Consider the following 15,786-nt stretch of genomic DNA (forward strand, 5'->3'; position numbering starts at 1 on the left):
CTCCTAAATTTATTCACCAAGATTTAAAAGCAAATCCACATTTGCTCCAGTGCCTGCAACTTTTTTTACAGAACGCAGTGAAACTAAATTGCCAGTTTTTACCGCTTCAAATTCTTTTGTTTCGTTTAATTTGTAAAGTGCGGAATTTGTATTTTTTTGATTTTGAAAAAGCTCGCTGGTTACAGAATAAATTGTGCTTGAATTTTTAGTGCCTGTTGCGCGAAATAACAGATGAAAAGTTTCCGTCTGCATTTTTCCGTTTACTGAATATTTGCAGTCTCCAGTTAAAAGAAAAGTGCCGTCGCTTTGCGGTTCTGAAAAAAACACAGTTTTGCAAAACGGAAGCATATCGTTAGAATCGATGAGAAATCTCAAAATTGAAGAAGAATTGCGATTTACTGCATTTTGCGACAAAGTTTGCGATATGTTTTGCGTGTTAGGCGACAAAGTTTGCCCATTCTGATTTGTTACAGACTCTTTTAACTGTTCAAGTTCCGATAAAATTTTTTTGAGCAGAATTTCGTTTGCAGAATTTGCAGTTGCAGGAGAACCAACACTTATAGAAGAATTTGCATTTGTTATAAGATTTGAAAAATTCTGCAAAAGCCCAAGATTGCGCATTGAAAATAAATCGCTTGCGCTCAATACAGCAGAATTAGAATCTATAGAATTTAGAATGTTTTTTTGACTTTGCAAGGTTTTTGTGTTTGCAATTGAATTTTGCGCTTGCGTCCCTCGTATTTTTTCAACTGTAGTCGTGTTTTCTACAGATTGCGTTACAGATGAGTTTATTTGCTCCGCCGGATTATTAGAATTGAGAGAATCGCCATTTTTGTTTGTGCTTTCTTGTTTTGCAGTTGAAGAAGGAACATTTTTTTGCCCTTGATAAAATCCTGCACTTCCTGGAACATAAAACCCATTTCCTAATTCTGGAGTTGAAATAGAAGGCATAGCAGGCGCTGTGGGAAATTCAATCGTTTGAGAATTTTGCGTATTTGAGTTTTTAACATTCGAGTTTTGTGCGAACACCCCTAGCGTGCTGTAAAAATTAAAAAAGAATACAGCACAAAAAAAAGAGAAAAAGCAATTAAATTGTAAAATCTTTTGGTTCAAATTCAATTTTTTCATAAATTTTCAAGACTTTCTTCTATATATTGTAGCCTTTGTTGCAAAGCAGTTATCGTCTTTTGCAGGCGATTTTTTTCTTTTTCCAATTTTAATTTTGGGTCGTCATTTTTGTGTTGCTTCATAAGTTGTGCAACGGTGTCTGCTGGTTTTCCTTCACGAATTTGCTGCTGAGCGGCTTTTCTGTCTTCTTCTTTTTTGAGAGAAGCAACTTTTTTCATGTTGTCAAAACCAATTGCAGGGTCAACTTCTACCTGGCCAACTTTTGTAATTTCTTTTGCCGTGGTGCGTGGAAGGCACAAAACCCTGTCCAAATAATCTTCGTATCTAATTCCAGCTTTTTCACAAAGTGCGTGCGCTTGACTCAAAAGCCTTCCAAATTCCTGCATAAGTTTTCCATTTACTTCGATATAATCATGTCGGATTTTTTGAGTAATTTCTTTTAATTCAGGAGATTCAGTTATGTCGATTTTATAAATTCCCAATTCACCGGCTTTTTCCAAAAGCAAATGGAACTTTGACCAAAAAGCCGCATTGTGTGCTCGCCCTAAATGAAAAGCCTTGCCACCGCTTTCTGCAAGTTTTTCTTCGTTTATTAAGTGGTGCGTATATTCGTGAATTGCGGTGTATATAAGCTGCGAATCGTTTTTAAAATTTTTATTGTGCAAAAGAATTTCGCGAGTTTGTGGATTGTAAAGCCCGTTCACCCTTACAGATTCTTTGCCAGTCATAATCACAGAAAAATCCAGTTCAGTCGGATGAATCTGCAAAAGCATTTGTTTTATAGTTTCGTTATCCATAGGTAAATTATAGACAAAAAAAAGCAGTTGGTCATTATTTGCATTTTATTTTGAGATTTAAAAAGGGCGTTCCCCTCGCTGCGCTCGGGTCGGAGAGCTGCGTGCTGCGTTTTACTTCGGTGCTGCGCACTTCGCGCAGGCGCTCACACTCCGCATTCCTAACGCAAGGGGCTTGCAAGATGAAATATCTGCAATGCAGTTGAAATAAACCAAAACAAACAAATTGTTTTTTCATTACTTTTGTATTACATTGAATTACGGAGGTTTGTATGAAAACAGCAGTAGTTCAAACACGAGTTGATTTAACTTTAAAACAGGAAGCAGATGCGTTTTTTGAATCGATTGGAATGGATACAACTACGGCAATACGCATATTCTTGAAGCAGACTTTAATTCAGCAAAAAATTCCATTTGAAATTATTCAAGATAACTCTTTCTATTCAAAAAAAAATATGCAAGCCTTAGCTCATTCTAAAAACCAAATGGAAAACGGCCAGCACTCAGTACACGAACTTGTCGAGGCATAAAAATGCACAAGGATTTTTCAGATGATGCGTGGGCAGATTATACATATTGGATAATGCAAGATAAAAAGACTCTTAAAAAAATTAACCAGCTTCTTGCTGATATTGATCGAAACGGTAATGATGGGATAGGGCATCCTGAACCATTAAAAGAGAATTTAAGCGGATATTGGTCAAGAACAATAGATGAGAAACATAGACTTGTATATAAAATCGAGGATGGACTAATAAAAATTATTCAATGTAAAAATCATTATGATGATAAATAAAAATTAAAAAATTATCCAAGCTGTAGATTTACAATGTCGTATTATCGAAAATAAAACCTGCATTTATTCAATAATTTTGGGCGTTCCCCTCGCTGCGCTTGGGTCGGAGAGCTGCGTGCTGCGTTTCACTTCGGTGCTGCGCACTTCGCGCAGGCGCTCACACTCCGCATTCCTAACGCAAGGGGCTTGCAAAATGACTTTGCGTTAGGGATCGTTGCGGTAACACCACAGCCACTTGAGTTTTGCGAAAGTGGCGAGGAGTTTGAGCAAGAGCCCGGCGACAGCACAGCGCTGGCGCAACGCCCCATAAAAAAAACTCCACGACTAAAGTGCCATGGAGTTTTGCAGTTAATTATGGGTTTTTATAAAACTATTCTTTTGTAAGAGGATCTACCGTAGCGTTGTTCATTGCAATAATAGTCCACTTATAAGCTCCACTTTCTGAAACATAAAATCTTGACTTAGGCTTTGTTTTATTTGTATCAGAATTGGCATAAGTTGTGAGTGTCCAAGATGTCTTTGCAGCAGAACCTTTGCCATTGCTTGTTACTTCCCATACAACATTTGTGTAATTACCCTGCATTGCAGGCATATCTGGAGAACTATATTTAAGAGAATTTTCTGCAATTACTACCTTAGTTTTATATGGATTGCCCATCATCATAAGAGTTCCGTTATAAGTTCCGTAGAAGTTTTTGTAAGCAGTAAATCTTTCGTCGTATGCTCCACCTACTGCAATTTCTGTAGACTTATAGTTAGGCATTGCTTTCATAGCAGGAACATCAAAATAGAATTTATCTGCTTTTAAAGTTACTGTTGCAGAAGGTTTATTTGCAGTTTTGTTTGCTTCTGAAGAATATCCTTTAAAAACAGAGTTTCCGTTAGCGTCTGTTCCTGTCGTTACAAGACTGTATGTGGTTTTTTCGCCATTTTTGTAATTTCCTGCAGCCCAAGAGAATGTTGTATCTGTTAAAGTAACTGCCATTGGATAGTCTTTGCCCGTTAAAGACATAGTTCCCCAATATGTGTTGTTCCAGTTAAGAGGAGCAGAGCCTCCGTTGCTGTCGTCGTTTTTGCATGATATAAAGCCAATTGTGGCTAAAACCATCATTGCTAACAATGCATTTTTGAATTTAAGCATTTTATCTTCCTTTGGACATTTTTATGTCCTATTTTTTTTCTATAACCCAACCATACGGTCAGGGTTTATCACATAACAGAAATGCATTTGCATATCTGTTTTTGTAATCAAATTAAGTTTTACTTAAGATTTTGACGTTGATGTAAAAATCTGAGTAATGTCATAAGGCATTGCACCTGGTTTAAAAACTATGCGCAAAGTTAAAACTCCGTTTTCGAGTTTTGCTGTTAAAGAACTGCCGTTTATGGTTCTGATTCCATCGTCTGAGGTAAACTCGCTGCAGGTGAGGTAATAAACATCGTTATCTTTTTTTACGCTTACATTTGCAATTTCAAACGGATTCATTGTCATTGTGCCGTTGTATACCATTTTTGGCGTTTTAACTTTTACTGTGTTTGTTGCGGTTTTTGTTATTACAACTGTTGGTGTGTTTCCTTCTCCGCTTTTGCCAATTCCTTTGTCTACGCTTCCATTTGGTCCTACAAGATATACAAAGCCGCCTTTGTAAGTAGAAGAATTTTCAAACCAATCGGCTGCTGTGCCAGAAACAGTTATTTGGATATCTTTGATTTTAGCTTTTTGTTCTTGCTCTTCTTTGTTTATCTCGGTTGGAGTTGTGTTTTTTGGAGCGGAAGTTCTTTGCATTTCTACAGGTCTTCCTGCCATAGCACTTCCCGCACCGATTGAAGAATCCACATTTGTTACCATTAAAGAAATCGATTTAGGGCTATTTATACCGATTCGGACTTTCATACCTGCTTTTGCTGTATCGTTTGCATCTTTTGCTTCTTTTGTTGAATACCAATAAAAAGTCCAAGAATTTACAGCAGTCTTTTGCACTGTATAGTAGAACTGGTTATTGCCCATAGAATTTGTGGACATATTCCAGTCGACTCGTTCGGTGTTATAAATTGTCAAACTTGGGGTTAAAGTGTTTCCAGATGAAGCTCTTATTGTACCTTCAAATGTATAACCGTAAATGTCTTCTAGCTCGTAAGGCGTTACAGTTTTTTCATCATCGTTGTCTTCGCAAGAAAGCAGTGCAAAGCTTAATATTGCGGCTGCAAAAATTGTGTATAAAGTTTTTTTCATAATTTTCCTCCAAATATTTTAATTTTAGAATTTTAGTCTTCCACCAACTGCGAATATTGTTCCAGAGTTAAGTCCGTAATATTGTTTTTGATTTGAACCGTCGCTTCCTTTCTTAAAATTAAGATTATTAAGAACATTATCTGCTCGTACGTAGAGTTCAAATTTTTCTTGATTAAATGTTTTTGAAAGTGTTGCCCCAACCATAAAGAAGTCTGGCGTGTATTTGTTTTTTCCAGCAGTAAGCCTTTGTCTTGAATTCCATTGCACGTCGGTACTGAGTTTTGCTTCAATTTTAGGAATTAGATAACTTGCTCCAGCAGAAATTCTGTGTGTTACGCGCAGAGCCATATCAATCCATTTGCCATTATCTTTTTGTTTTGCACCTGTGTAAGCGTAAGAAATTTTTGCATTAAAACGGTCAAATTTTGTGTTTAACGAAATGTCGCCGCCGTAAGTTAAAGCTTTGTCTATATTCACATAACGCCTTTCCTGTGGATCTGAAAGCGAATTTGTAACAATGCTGTCAATCATGTCTATTACGTAGTTAAAATATCCAGAAAGGTTTAGTTGAGTGTTATCAAAAAGATTTTGTTCAAGGCTAAGGTTAAAACTTTGTGATTTTTCGCTTTTTAAATTTGGATTTCCATAAAGGATAAAATTTCCTTCTCCTGAAGAATAATTATGACGAAATTCCCAATATTTTTGCTTTAAGGTTGGTGTTTTATATCCCATTCCATATGAAAAACGAATTATAGTATCTTCTGCTGGATTAAAGCGGAAACTAAGTTTTGGAGTTAGCATAAAAGAATTTGATGATGTTTTTATTGCTGGCGAATAGTCAAAACGTATTCCTGGAACTACAGAAAACAAATCGACAAATTTGATTGTATCTTGCGCAAAAAGTGAAAGTAAAATTTGCTTTTCGCGTGTTTTAAAGGATTTTCCGTCTATCGTTTCGATAATTCCATTTAAGCCAAAAAGAAATTGATTATCTTCATTAAAAGTCCAACTGGAGCGAACTTCACTTTCCCAATCTAAAAATGACGAGTCTGTATCTGTTTTAGAAGAATCCAATCCTGCGTCAACATTGTAATCTGTATCAAGCAGGAATTTTTTTATGCTGGAAAATCCGCTAAAACTTAAATCGCTGTCGTATCTGTATTCACCTGAAATTCCACCTTCTATTCGGTTGGTAGTGTATTCCATAGAAGAGCCTGCGCTAAAACCCGCTGGCGTGTAGTTTGAAAGTTGATTTGCATAAGCATAAGTACCGTAAGCTCCAATTTTTCCCCAATCATCTTTCCAATCTGTTGTTGCGCGTAAAAAGCAAACTTGTTTTTTTGGAGTTGCATAGTAGTCTACAAATCCACCTGCAAGAGCGTAGTATGCACTTTTTTTAAGACCTGGTGCAAAATCAAAACTGCCAGAAAGATTTGTGCTTAAATTTTCGCCTGCAACAGAAATTGAACCTGCAGTGTAATTTCTCCAGTCTTTTTTTATGCTATAGCTAAATTCTTGGCTAAGGCTTCCGTGAAGTTTAATGCCGTCGAACTCTTGTTTTGTTTTCTTTGTTATTATGTTGATTACGCCACCCATAGCGTCGCTTCCGTAAAGTGCAGAACTTGCACCTTGTACAACTTCAATATGGTCTATGTCTTCCACTGGAATCTGAAAAACTGCTGTGGAACCGCCAATATCACCGCTCACAGCAATCCCGTCTATTAAAACTTTTACATAATCAGAGTCAAACCCTTGCATGCTTATCGATTCTGTTGGATTTCCTGCGCTTGCTCCATTAATTACGACCCCAGGAAGATTTTTTACGGCTTCTGTCAATGTTTTTGCGCCAGACTCTTTTATCTGTTCAGAGGATATAACTTGTACTTTTTCTATTGATTGGCTTTGGCTTTGCTCAATTTTTCCAGCACTTACAATAATTATGTCGTCTTTTGCAAATGAAAAAAATGCAGTCGAAAAAATGGCAGGCAAAACTAAAACCGATTTATTTATATGGAATTTCATTAGTATTACCTAGTATTTTGTTAGCAAATGCTAACCTAAATAAGCCTTTGGTTCAAGAATTTGCAGAATGAAATCTTTGTTATTGATTATTTATTTTCAATAACAAAAAAGAAGAAAAATCTAAAAATTTGGTTTTGCAACTGAAAAATATGGATTAAAAATGCGGGAAATAAATTGAATGGGCATTTGTTTTTTATCTAAAAATTTAAGGGTGAAATTTTGCTTTATTTTTAGATGAGCGATTTAGTTTAGTTTGAATTCCATTAGAACTCTAAACTCCAATGGACGACTTCCTGGTTGCATTTTTTTAAAAGGGGCAGATTTTTTTACAGCATTCAAGGCAGCTTCGTTAAGTTCTTCAAATTCGCAAGGTTCAAGTATGCTTATTTCTGTTAAATTTCCATTTGTATCTATTACAATATGGATTCTCACATTTCCTTCGTGGCCTTTTGCTCGAGACTTCATAGGATACATTTTTTTTGATGCGATTCTTTTTAATGCGTAACCTTTGTAAGTTTCTTCATTTTTTTGTCGTTCTTCGCTCAAAGATGAATCTTCAACATCGTTTTGAGTTTCGCTTTGTGATTCTTCAAATTCTTCCTGATTTTCTTCTGGCTCCTGCTCTTCTGGTTTTTCTTCTTGAATAGTAGCGTCTGGAGCTGCGATTACGTTTTCTAATTTTTTTATTTTTTCGACGATTTTTTTCTTTGGTTTAATTTTTTTGATTACAGTTACAACCGATTGCCCAGTAGAATCTGTTTGCGAAGAGTGAGTTTCTTCAATCGTAAAAAAAGATGAAATTATGCATGCCAAAAGTAGAATTGCAAATGTTATCAGGCTGCTAGTTATCCATCGTTTCATGTATGATTCCTATTCTTGTAATTCCTGCATTTTGGACTTTTGTGAGGATTTGAACGACTCGCTCAAATTCTACAGTTTTTTCGCATTCAAGCGAAATTGCAACTTCTGGGTTTTGTTCGTGCATCGTTCTCAATTTTTCTTCAAGGTTTTCAAAAGGAACGATTTCGCCGCCAAGTTCTATCGAATCATAATTTACTGCAAGGACTTTTGTGGAATTGTCTTCTGTTGTTGTAACGGATTTATCTGTTTCTGGAAGATCCAAAGGAAGCGAAGATTTTTTGAATTGCGTTGAAATCATAAAAAAAATCAAAAGGATGAAGATTACGTCAATCATCGAAGTTATATTGACCGAAAGTTCTTCTTCGCCGTGCATTAACTTTTTTAAAAAATCAGACATTTTCTTATTCCTTTGAATTTGTAGAGGATTTTCCGTCCTGTAAATTTTGTACTATTTCAAGGTCTATTATCATCATTCGTTTTTCGATTATTCTTTTAAAAGTTCGATAGAAAAAAAGACCAGGAATTGAAATCATCATACCAAAGGCAGTCGTTATCATTGCAACCCAAATTCCGCTCGATAAATCCTGCATGCTTACCTGTGAACCTGCCGAAGCGATTTGCTGGAATGCGCTTATAAGACCAACAACTGTTCCCAAAAGTCCAATCGAAGGCGAAACAGAACAAACGAAATTCAAAAACCAAAGTCCGCGGTTCATTTCGTAATAAGTGAGCGAGGTTTCTTTTTCGACGAATTTTTGTAGTTCTTCTGGAGAAAGATTTTTTTCGCTGTTAATTTTATCTTCAAGCCGCTTTTTAAAATATTTTTTTCCTGCTCTGGAAGTTTGATGAAAATAAAGGCATCGCTCAATGCACTGGCAAAGGCAAAAGCACAGCATAAAAAATAGAATCCAGTTTATTGGACCGCCAAGGTTTACAAATTCAAAAAGCTTCATAAAAAACTCCTATTGTTCTTTTTTTAATTTTCGTTTTTGTTGAATTGTCAGATACACATGTTTTAATGCCAAAATGGGATGGTATTTTAACATTCTAGGGCCTGCATATCGCATAACAATCTTTATTTGCTCGCGCATATCTTTTTTATAGCAATGAACCTTGCACATGGCACAAAAAGTTTTTGTTTCCATAAAGGGACATTTTGAAACTCTAAGTTTTACATAATCTGTAAGTTGCTTGCATTCTGGGCAAAGGAATTCTTCGCCTTTCATAGCGGCTTTATTTTTATGTACCCCTTTGCAATATATTTGAATCATAAGCGTACAGACGTAAACTTCGTTCTGCCGTTTGTTTAAGATTTCTTCTTGAGTCATCCTTTTCCTTATTCTTTAAAGAGAAATTTACGCTTCGATTTTTTCTTTTAAAGTTGTACCTTCGCTGCTATTTTTTTTTGATTGTTCATCTTCTTGTTTTATACGCTGCGCTTCTTCGTTGCTTATGGTTTTTATCTTTGTAAAAAAGTACAGATATTTTAGTGGAATCATACATAAAATTACAACTCGTCCAATAGTGTTTGGAACAGTGTTGCCTGTTCGCATTGCTTTTAAGGTCATCATTGCAAATCCAAAAAGCAACATAACTGATGCACTTAGCAAAATGGTCAATTTTGTTTTTAAAGTCATCGCTCGGTGCGTAACAAAACTTTCAAGGTGATTTTTGTAAAGCCTTGTTCCTCTAAACCAGGCATCTACGCGTTTTGAGCCCTTTGCAAAACAAAAAGCTGCCAGCAGCAAAAAAGGCGTTGTTGGCAAAATTGGTAGTGGAATTCCCAATGCTCCAATTCCAGTAAATACAAAGCCAAGTGCAATCCAGATAGGTTTCATTAATATCATATAAATTTCTCCTGATTTTACGATTTTTTAGTTTTAACTGATTTTCGATTCAACTCGCTCGCTGTTCATGCAGCACGACCATTATTGTTATGCAACGCAAGCCTTTTCGCCTCCGACTAACAAATGCGATTCATCAGCTGATTTATTCAACGCTCGTCATTTTTTATCAGCTCAACAAAAACAACAAACTTAACAAACGCACCCGTCCGTCATTTTTATTTTTCATCTAATCATCCAATCACAAATCTCAACTTTTTCTTCCAGATTCAAGTTTTATAACCTTGTCTGCTAAATTAAAAGTTGAATCCCTGTGGCTCACTATTATCACGGTTTTTTCTCTTGCATCCTCTTTTACGGCACGCATAATTATTTCTTCGTTCCACAAGTCAAGATTGCTCGTCGGTTCGTCCAAAAGCATAAAATCGGCACGGTGTAAAAACGCTCTTGCAAGCCCCAGCCTTTGCCTTTCGCCACCAGAAAAATTGTCTCCAAGTTCGCTAACCAAAGTTTCGTATTTTTGCGGAAGCGACTGAATAAAATCGTCAATACTCGCCTTTTTGCACGCTTCAATAATTTCTTCGTCAGACGCATCCAGTTTTGCAATGCGAATGTTTTCCGCAATCGTGTCGTGAAAAAGCACGGTTTCTTGAGTTACATAACTTTCGATTTTTCGCAAATTTTCTGTCTGGATTTTTTTTACGTCCACGTCCGAAATTAAAACTTTGCCGCTGTTTGCTTCCCAAAAGTGCATAAAAAGTTTTAGGAGCGTCGATTTCCCAGAACCGGATTTTCCTTGAATTCCAATTATGCTGTTTTTTGGAAATTCTATTGAAACATCTTTTAAAACGAATTCGGGCGTTGCGCCAGCACTGCTGTCGCCGGGCTTTTGCTGCAAGTCCTCGGCGTTTCCGCTTCGCTCCAACGTCTGTGGTCTTTCCGCGACAATCCCTAACGCATTTTGCTTAGATGGATATTTAAAACTCACATTTTGAGCATTTGCGCCTTCAAAAACAATTTTCTTTCCTTCTTTTACTTCTTTAACGATTGGCTTTTCATCTAAAAGTGCAAGCACACGCTCTCCACTTGCGATTGTCTGGCTCAAGCCGCTTCCAAGATTTGCCACTGCAATTACAGGTCCAAATGAGGAAAACATTGCAGTTGTACAGATTATAACCGCATCAAAACCAATCAAACCTTTTTTATAAACAGCCAGAGAGACAAAAAGCATGCAAATTGAACCGAGCGTTACAAACAAACCAGAAAGCGCTGCCGTTAAACCTTCAATCTTTGCCATTTTGTTCTGGCTTTTTGCAAGGTTATCACTTTTTGTTTCTATTTCAAAAAGTTTTTTTGCACCAGTTGCATACATTATGCTCATAGAAAGCCCGCGCAAGCAGTCCAAAAGAAAAGAATTCATATCTGCAAATTGCTTTCTGTGCACAGTTCCGTGCTTTACAGCAGGTTTGCTTACCAAAGCTGGAACCAAAATTCCAACAATGCAATAAAACAGTAGTGCCAAAATTCCCAGAATAACGCTGTAATGACCAATAAAACAAACCATTGCGCCACAGACCAAAAAAGCAATACAAACTGGAGAAATTGTGTGCGCATAAAAAACTTCTAGAAGTTCAATGTCGGAAGTTAAAAGTGCAATGAGATTTCCTTTTTCTTTGCCTTCCAATTTTGAAGGCCCAAGTGAGCGCAGTTTAGAAAAAACGATATTTCTTATCCTTGCGAGTAAAGTGAATGCAATAAAATGGTTGCAATATTGCTCAATGTAGTGCAGAACGCCACGCGCTATGCCTAAAAACACAAGTGCTTTAACAGGAAAAGACTGCACAAGTGCCATTGTACCAAAAACAGGAATTCCAATCGCACAGAAGAATCCGAGCGTTCCAAAAATTATTGCAAGAATCATAATGGGAAAAAGTGGAGCAACTAGTTTTGAAAGTCTAAGCAAGGTTTTCATTTTGAGCCTCCGTCTTTATTCTCTAAAATTGAAGTGATTTTTCCGTCTTCAAAAGAATAAACTCTATCTGCCCCAACTGCATTTTCTTTACGGTGCGAAATCATGATTATAGTTTTTTCTGACTTTAATTTATGCAACAGATTTAAAATTGCCAATTCGCTTTCCACATCTATATTTGAAGTTGCTTCGTCAAAGATTAAAATTTCGCTGTCGTGTATGAGAGCCCTTGCGATTGAAAGCCTCTGTTTTTGCCCACCAGAAAGGTTTGAAGCGTTTTCTTTGATTTGCATTTCAAGACCGCCTTCTTCCTTTACAAAGTCTGCAAGCTGTACTTTTTCTAAAGCCTGCCACATTTGTTCTTTAGTTGCGTTTGGATTTCCTTCCAAAAGGCAATCTTGAATGCTTCCTTTAAAAATCCAATCTCTGTGGCTTATATACATGCATTTTGAATAGAGAGTTTCTCGTTCATACGAATTTAATTCTTTTCCATAGAGAAGAACCTGCCCCTGATAGTCGCGGTTTATTCCGCACAAGATTTTTGCAGTTGTGGATTTTCCAGAGCCAGATTTTCCGACAAATGCTATGTATTCGCCTTTATTTATAGAAAGATTTATGTTTGAAAGAACTTGTCTTTGATTAAATTTGTAATTTACATCTTTTAGTTTGTAGACTGCGTTAGGGATCGTCGCGGTAACACCACAGCCACTTGAGTTTTGCGAAAGTGGCGAGGAGTTTGAGCAAGAGCCCGGCTCCACAGAATGTGGAGTAACGCCCAATAAATCAAAAATTTTGTTTGCTGCAGTAGTTCCATTCATTGCCGTATGAAAATAACTTCCAAGCCTACGAAGCGGTATAAAAAAATCTGCACTTAAAAGTATGCAGATAAAACAATTTTCTAGAGTAAGGCTGCCTGCAAAATACGCTCCAAGTGCTGCTGTAATTGCAAGTCCTGCTCCAGCGTACGCTACAATATCCATCACTATTATGGAATTTAACTGCATTGAAAGGACTTTCATCGTTACTTTTCTAAAATGTTCTGCTTCTTGCGCCATTTTTTGTTGTTTATATTCGTCTGCACGGTAAATCTGCAAAGTTGTAAGCCCCTGAAGATTTTCCAAAAAATTGTCGGCAAGGTTTGCGTATTGCCCCCAATATTTTGCAAGAATTCGCTTTGCAATTTTTTGTACGAGCACAATCGAAAGTGGTATTAGAGGGACGCAAATCAATAAAATTAGAGCCATTTTTAGATTTAAAAATGCAAGAATTAAAAATAGAGTTACGGCTGCAATCATTGAATAAAAAAACTGCGGCAAATACGAGCCAAACCAAACTTCAAGTTGTTCAACTCCTTCAACCGCTAATTGAACGATTTTTGCTGTTTCTGTTTTTTCTTGATATTCAGGCCCCAGTTGGAGAAGTTTTTTGTAAATCATGGAACGAAGATTTTTTTTAACATTGCACGAAGATTTAAAACTTGTAATGGAACTAAAAAAAGAACATAAAAACGTTACAACAATGCTCGCTGCTATGAGAATTGTTGGAATTAAAAAATTCTCGCCTTTTGTGCGTATAAGGTGAGCAACACAAAAGACAAGAACGGCGTTAGAAATAAGCGAAAGCCATCTAAAAAGAACTGTCGAAAGCACATATTTTAGGCTTTCTGGAACAGCTTTTAAAAGGCGTTTATCAATCATCATATAGAAAAATTCCTTTAAAAAAGTTAGTAAATAAATTTGTTATTTTTTTTGTTAGTCTTAATTAACATTTGTTAATTATAATTAAAAATATTTAGGATTTACAACGGCATTTTAGAAAAATTATTTAGAGCTTTTGAAAAGGTTTGGATTTTTTTGTAGATTTTAGTTTTTTGTAAAATGTGGTGAGGAATTTTTGTTAGACTATGATAACAAAAGAAAATCAAATTGAAGAAACCCGCGACCGTCTTGAAGAAAAATTTGATTCGATAATTCACGCATTTAAAATCCGCGGAAAAAGAATTATTGAGCATAGAAAAAATATCATAAGGCTTATTCTCAACAATCCAAATTGCACCTGCTAAAAGATTTTTATCTTGCAAATATTTTTGACAGAAGGATTGGAAGAGCAACCATTTACCGCACAGTAAAATCTTTAGAAGAAATGGGATTTATTTCAAGGCACACAATCAGTTTTAATTAGAAAAGGTAAAAGAAATAATATTGATAAAGGCAAGTTTCTGCGTATTTTGAATTTAGTTTAAAAATCCCATCGAATCCAAAATTATACTTGCCGCAACCGTTGCCGCAGTTTCCGTTCGTAGAACCCGGTTTCCCATTGAGCAAAGACAAAAACCAGATTGTTCAAGAAAATTTCTCTCGTCTTCCGTCCAGCCGCGTTCGCTGCCAATGGCAGCAACGACTTCAAAAGATTTTTCAGATTGCAAAAAATCGTGCAGACTTGTTTTTGCTCTTCTGTTGTCCAACGCAATCAGCGAAGACAGAGTATTTTGATTTTCGTTTATCTTTGCTACCGCTTTTGAAAGTGAATCTACAAACAAAAGTTCAGGAATATGAGTGCTTGCCGCTTGTGCAGTTCCTTCCAAAAGCATTTTATAAGCAGAGCCGTCGCTCACTACGGAAGAAGACAGATAGGATTTTTCGGTAAGTTCAGTGCCAGTTAAGATGATTTTTTTGCAGCCAAGACCTGCAACATCCCGCAAAAGCCTTCTAAGCTGAATCGGGCGCGGAAATCCAATTATGAGCGTTAAAGGATAGAGTGGTTTTCCTGCGGATTTTGGCGCAAACGAAAAATAAATTTCGCCTTTATCAGAAATATTTGTTATTGTTGCAGTTCCAGCTGAGCTGCCAATAAGGCCAGCTTCAAAAGAGTCGCCAGTTTTTTTGTGCAAAACTTTTATAATATGCAAAGCGCGTTCATCGTTTTTGCACAGAGGCTTTAAAATTTCTTCTTTAGTAAAAAGGCAGATATTCATTCTTCACTCGATTTTTATTTTAAGGAAGTAAATCGCCTAATTCTATTTTTTTTTTGTGAATTTTACAACGAAGCAGGGCGTTCCGTCGCTCGCTTTCGCTCGCGCCGTCGGCTGTTACGCACTTCGCTTCCGCTCATCCTCCTCGGCGTCACAAAAGTGCCGCCTGCGGTGGACTGCTACGCAGGTGCTCCATAGCCTAACGCGTAGAGAAAAAGCATTGTTGAAACTGAAATTAGATTTTTTAAAGGAAATAAGATATATTCATAAAATGACTTCTGCAAAGCCGTTTATAAAATGGGTTGGTGGGAAAAGCCAATTACTCGATAAAATCAGCGAAAAATATCCTTCAAAAATCGAAAAGTATTGCGAACCTTTTGTCGGCGGCGGAGCGGTACTTTTTGACATTTTAAATAAATTTCAGCCGCAAGACGTATTGATCAACGATATAAATAAAGAACTCATAAACACTTATTTTCAAATCAAGAATAATTGTGAGTGTTTAATATCGCAACTTTTTGAAATACAAAATCGTTATAAAAATCAGAGTTTAGAAGAAAATAAAGATTTTTTTTATGAAAAGCGCAGTCGATATAACGAAATAAAAATAAACGGAAACAAAGCCGAGAATCTTGAAAAAGCGGTTTTGTTTATATTTTTGAATAAAACTTGCTTTAACGGACTTTACCGCGTGAACTCAAAAGGTGCTTTTAATGTCCCTTTCAATAATGCAAAAAATCCGCTTTTATGTGATGAAGAAAATTTGTTTGCCTGTTCAAAACTTTTGCAAAATGTAGAAATGACAGCCGGCGATTATAAGGAATGTAAAAACTTTATCGACGATAAAACTTTTGTCTATATCGACCCGCCGTATCGTCCAATTACAAAAACATCGGCATTTACATCATATTCAGAAAACGGATTTTCGGATAAAGATCAGGTTGAGTTAGGAAATTTTTTAACTGAAATCTCAAATAAAGGTGCAGAAGTTTTGGCGAGCAATTCTGATCCTAAAAATACAGATAAAAATGACAATTTCTTCGACAATTTATATTCACATTTTGAAATAGAGCGGGTCTCTGCTTCGCGAATGATAAATTCAAACGCAAAAAAACGCGGAGAAATAAACGAGATTTTGATTAGCAATGCTGCGAACGTATTTTAGTGG

At 36.3% G+C, this 15,786-nt stretch carries 18 protein-coding genes; 5 read left to right on the forward strand and 13 right to left on the reverse strand.

The window, feature by feature from the left end:
• Positions 1-9 precede the first annotated feature (9 nt).
• On the reverse strand, positions 10-951 hold the full coding sequence (locus FXX65_RS03875) for a hypothetical protein (RefSeq protein ID WP_147615177.1): 942 nt from the start codon (positions 949-951) through the stop codon (positions 10-12).
• A gap of 173 nt (positions 952-1,124) precedes the next feature.
• Complete coding sequence (locus FXX65_RS03880; protein WP_147615178.1) at positions 1,125-1,925, reverse strand: hypothetical protein; 801 nt, start codon at positions 1,923-1,925, stop codon at positions 1,125-1,127.
• Between the two features lie 269 nt (positions 1,926-2,194).
• Here FXX65_RS03880 and FXX65_RS03885 point away from each other — a divergent pair, with 269 nt between their 5' ends.
• The gene (locus FXX65_RS03885; protein WP_147613501.1) at positions 2,195-2,452 is read left to right on the forward strand and encodes a type II toxin-antitoxin system RelB/DinJ family antitoxin; all 258 of its coding nucleotides are present in this window, start codon (positions 2,195-2,197) and stop codon (positions 2,450-2,452) included.
• 2 nt (positions 2,453-2,454) lie between these two features.
• Entirely contained in the window at positions 2,455-2,718 is a 264-nt protein-coding gene (locus FXX65_RS03890) for a Txe/YoeB family addiction module toxin (RefSeq protein WP_147615179.1), read from the forward strand.
• A 370-nt stretch (positions 2,719-3,088) separates the two neighbouring features.
• On the opposite strand, the gene FXX65_RS03895 is transcribed toward FXX65_RS03890, so the two are convergent.
• From FXX65_RS03895 to FXX65_RS03940, 10 genes are all read right to left on the reverse strand, one after another.
• Positions 3,089-3,859 (reverse strand): hypothetical protein, encoded by a 771-nt coding sequence (locus FXX65_RS03895; protein WP_147615180.1) that lies wholly within the window; start codon positions 3,857-3,859, stop codon positions 3,089-3,091.
• Between the two features lie 123 nt (positions 3,860-3,982).
• Positions 3,983-4,951, reverse strand: a complete 969-nt coding sequence (locus tag FXX65_RS03900; protein ID WP_147615181.1) for a hypothetical protein — start codon at positions 4,949-4,951, stop codon at positions 3,983-3,985.
• A 24-nt stretch (positions 4,952-4,975) separates the two neighbouring features.
• Complete coding sequence (locus FXX65_RS03905) at positions 4,976-6,973, reverse strand: TonB-dependent receptor plug domain-containing protein (RefSeq protein ID WP_147615182.1); 1,998 nt, start codon at positions 6,971-6,973, stop codon at positions 4,976-4,978.
• 243 nt (positions 6,974-7,216) lie between these two features.
• Positions 7,217-7,834, reverse strand: coding sequence for an energy transducer TonB (locus FXX65_RS03910; protein WP_147615183.1), 618 nt, complete (start codon positions 7,832-7,834; stop codon positions 7,217-7,219).
• Positions 7,815-8,231 carry an ExbD/TolR family protein gene (locus tag FXX65_RS03915; protein ID WP_246104340.1) on the reverse strand — a complete coding sequence of 139 codons (417 nt, stop codon included), beginning with the start codon at positions 8,229-8,231 and terminating at the stop codon, positions 7,815-7,817. Before FXX65_RS03915 ends, FXX65_RS03910 begins: the two co-directional genes overlap by 20 nt.
• Positions 8,232-8,235: 4 nt before the next feature.
• A complete protein-coding gene (locus tag FXX65_RS03920) occupies positions 8,236-8,787 on the reverse strand; it encodes a MotA/TolQ/ExbB proton channel family protein (RefSeq protein ID WP_147615184.1) in 552 nt (183 codons plus the stop codon).
• 9 nt (positions 8,788-8,796) lie between these two features.
• Positions 8,797-9,162 carry a nitrous oxide-stimulated promoter family protein gene (locus FXX65_RS03925; protein ID WP_147615185.1) on the reverse strand — a complete coding sequence of 122 codons (366 nt, stop codon included), beginning with the start codon at positions 9,160-9,162 and terminating at the stop codon, positions 8,797-8,799.
• 27 nt (positions 9,163-9,189) lie between these two features.
• Positions 9,190-9,681, reverse strand: a complete 492-nt coding sequence (locus FXX65_RS03930; RefSeq protein WP_222704217.1) for a YbaN family protein — start codon at positions 9,679-9,681, stop codon at positions 9,190-9,192.
• A gap of 247 nt (positions 9,682-9,928) precedes the next feature.
• Positions 9,929-11,650: an amino acid ABC transporter ATP-binding/permease protein gene (locus tag FXX65_RS09750; RefSeq protein ID WP_246104341.1), complete on the reverse strand. Its 1,722-nt coding sequence runs from the start codon at positions 11,648-11,650 to the stop codon at positions 9,929-9,931.
• The gene (locus tag FXX65_RS03940) at positions 11,647-13,347 is read right to left on the reverse strand and encodes an ABC transporter ATP-binding protein/permease (protein WP_147615186.1); all 1,701 of its coding nucleotides are present in this window, start codon (positions 13,345-13,347) and stop codon (positions 11,647-11,649) included. Before FXX65_RS03940 ends, FXX65_RS09750 begins: the two co-directional genes overlap by 4 nt.
• Positions 13,348-13,550: 203 nt before the next feature.
• Between FXX65_RS03940 and FXX65_RS09625 the strand changes: the two genes are divergently transcribed.
• Positions 13,551-13,709 (forward strand): hypothetical protein, encoded by a 159-nt coding sequence (locus tag FXX65_RS09625; RefSeq protein WP_187116208.1) that lies wholly within the window; start codon positions 13,551-13,553, stop codon positions 13,707-13,709.
• Positions 13,697-13,828 (forward strand): transcriptional repressor, encoded by a 132-nt coding sequence (locus FXX65_RS09830; RefSeq protein WP_147615187.1) that lies wholly within the window; start codon positions 13,697-13,699, stop codon positions 13,826-13,828. Before FXX65_RS09625 ends, FXX65_RS09830 begins: the two co-directional genes overlap by 13 nt.
• A 52-nt stretch (positions 13,829-13,880) precedes the next feature.
• Here FXX65_RS09830 and FXX65_RS03950 read toward each other — a convergent pair whose 3' ends face one another.
• On the reverse strand, positions 13,881-14,621 hold the full coding sequence (locus tag FXX65_RS03950) for a 16S rRNA (uracil(1498)-N(3))-methyltransferase (RefSeq protein ID WP_147615188.1): 741 nt from the start codon (positions 14,619-14,621) through the stop codon (positions 13,881-13,883).
• Between the two features lie 268 nt (positions 14,622-14,889).
• On the opposite strand from FXX65_RS03950, the gene FXX65_RS03955 reads away from it, so the two are divergent.
• A complete protein-coding gene (locus FXX65_RS03955) occupies positions 14,890-15,783 on the forward strand; it encodes a DNA adenine methylase (protein ID WP_147615189.1) in 894 nt (297 codons plus the stop codon).
• The last annotated feature ends 3 nt before the right edge of the window (positions 15,784-15,786 follow it).

This window comes from Treponema pectinovorum, from assembly GCF_900497595.1.
Taxonomy (GTDB): Bacteria; Spirochaetota; Spirochaetia; order Treponematales; family Treponemataceae; genus Treponema_D; species Treponema_D pectinovorum.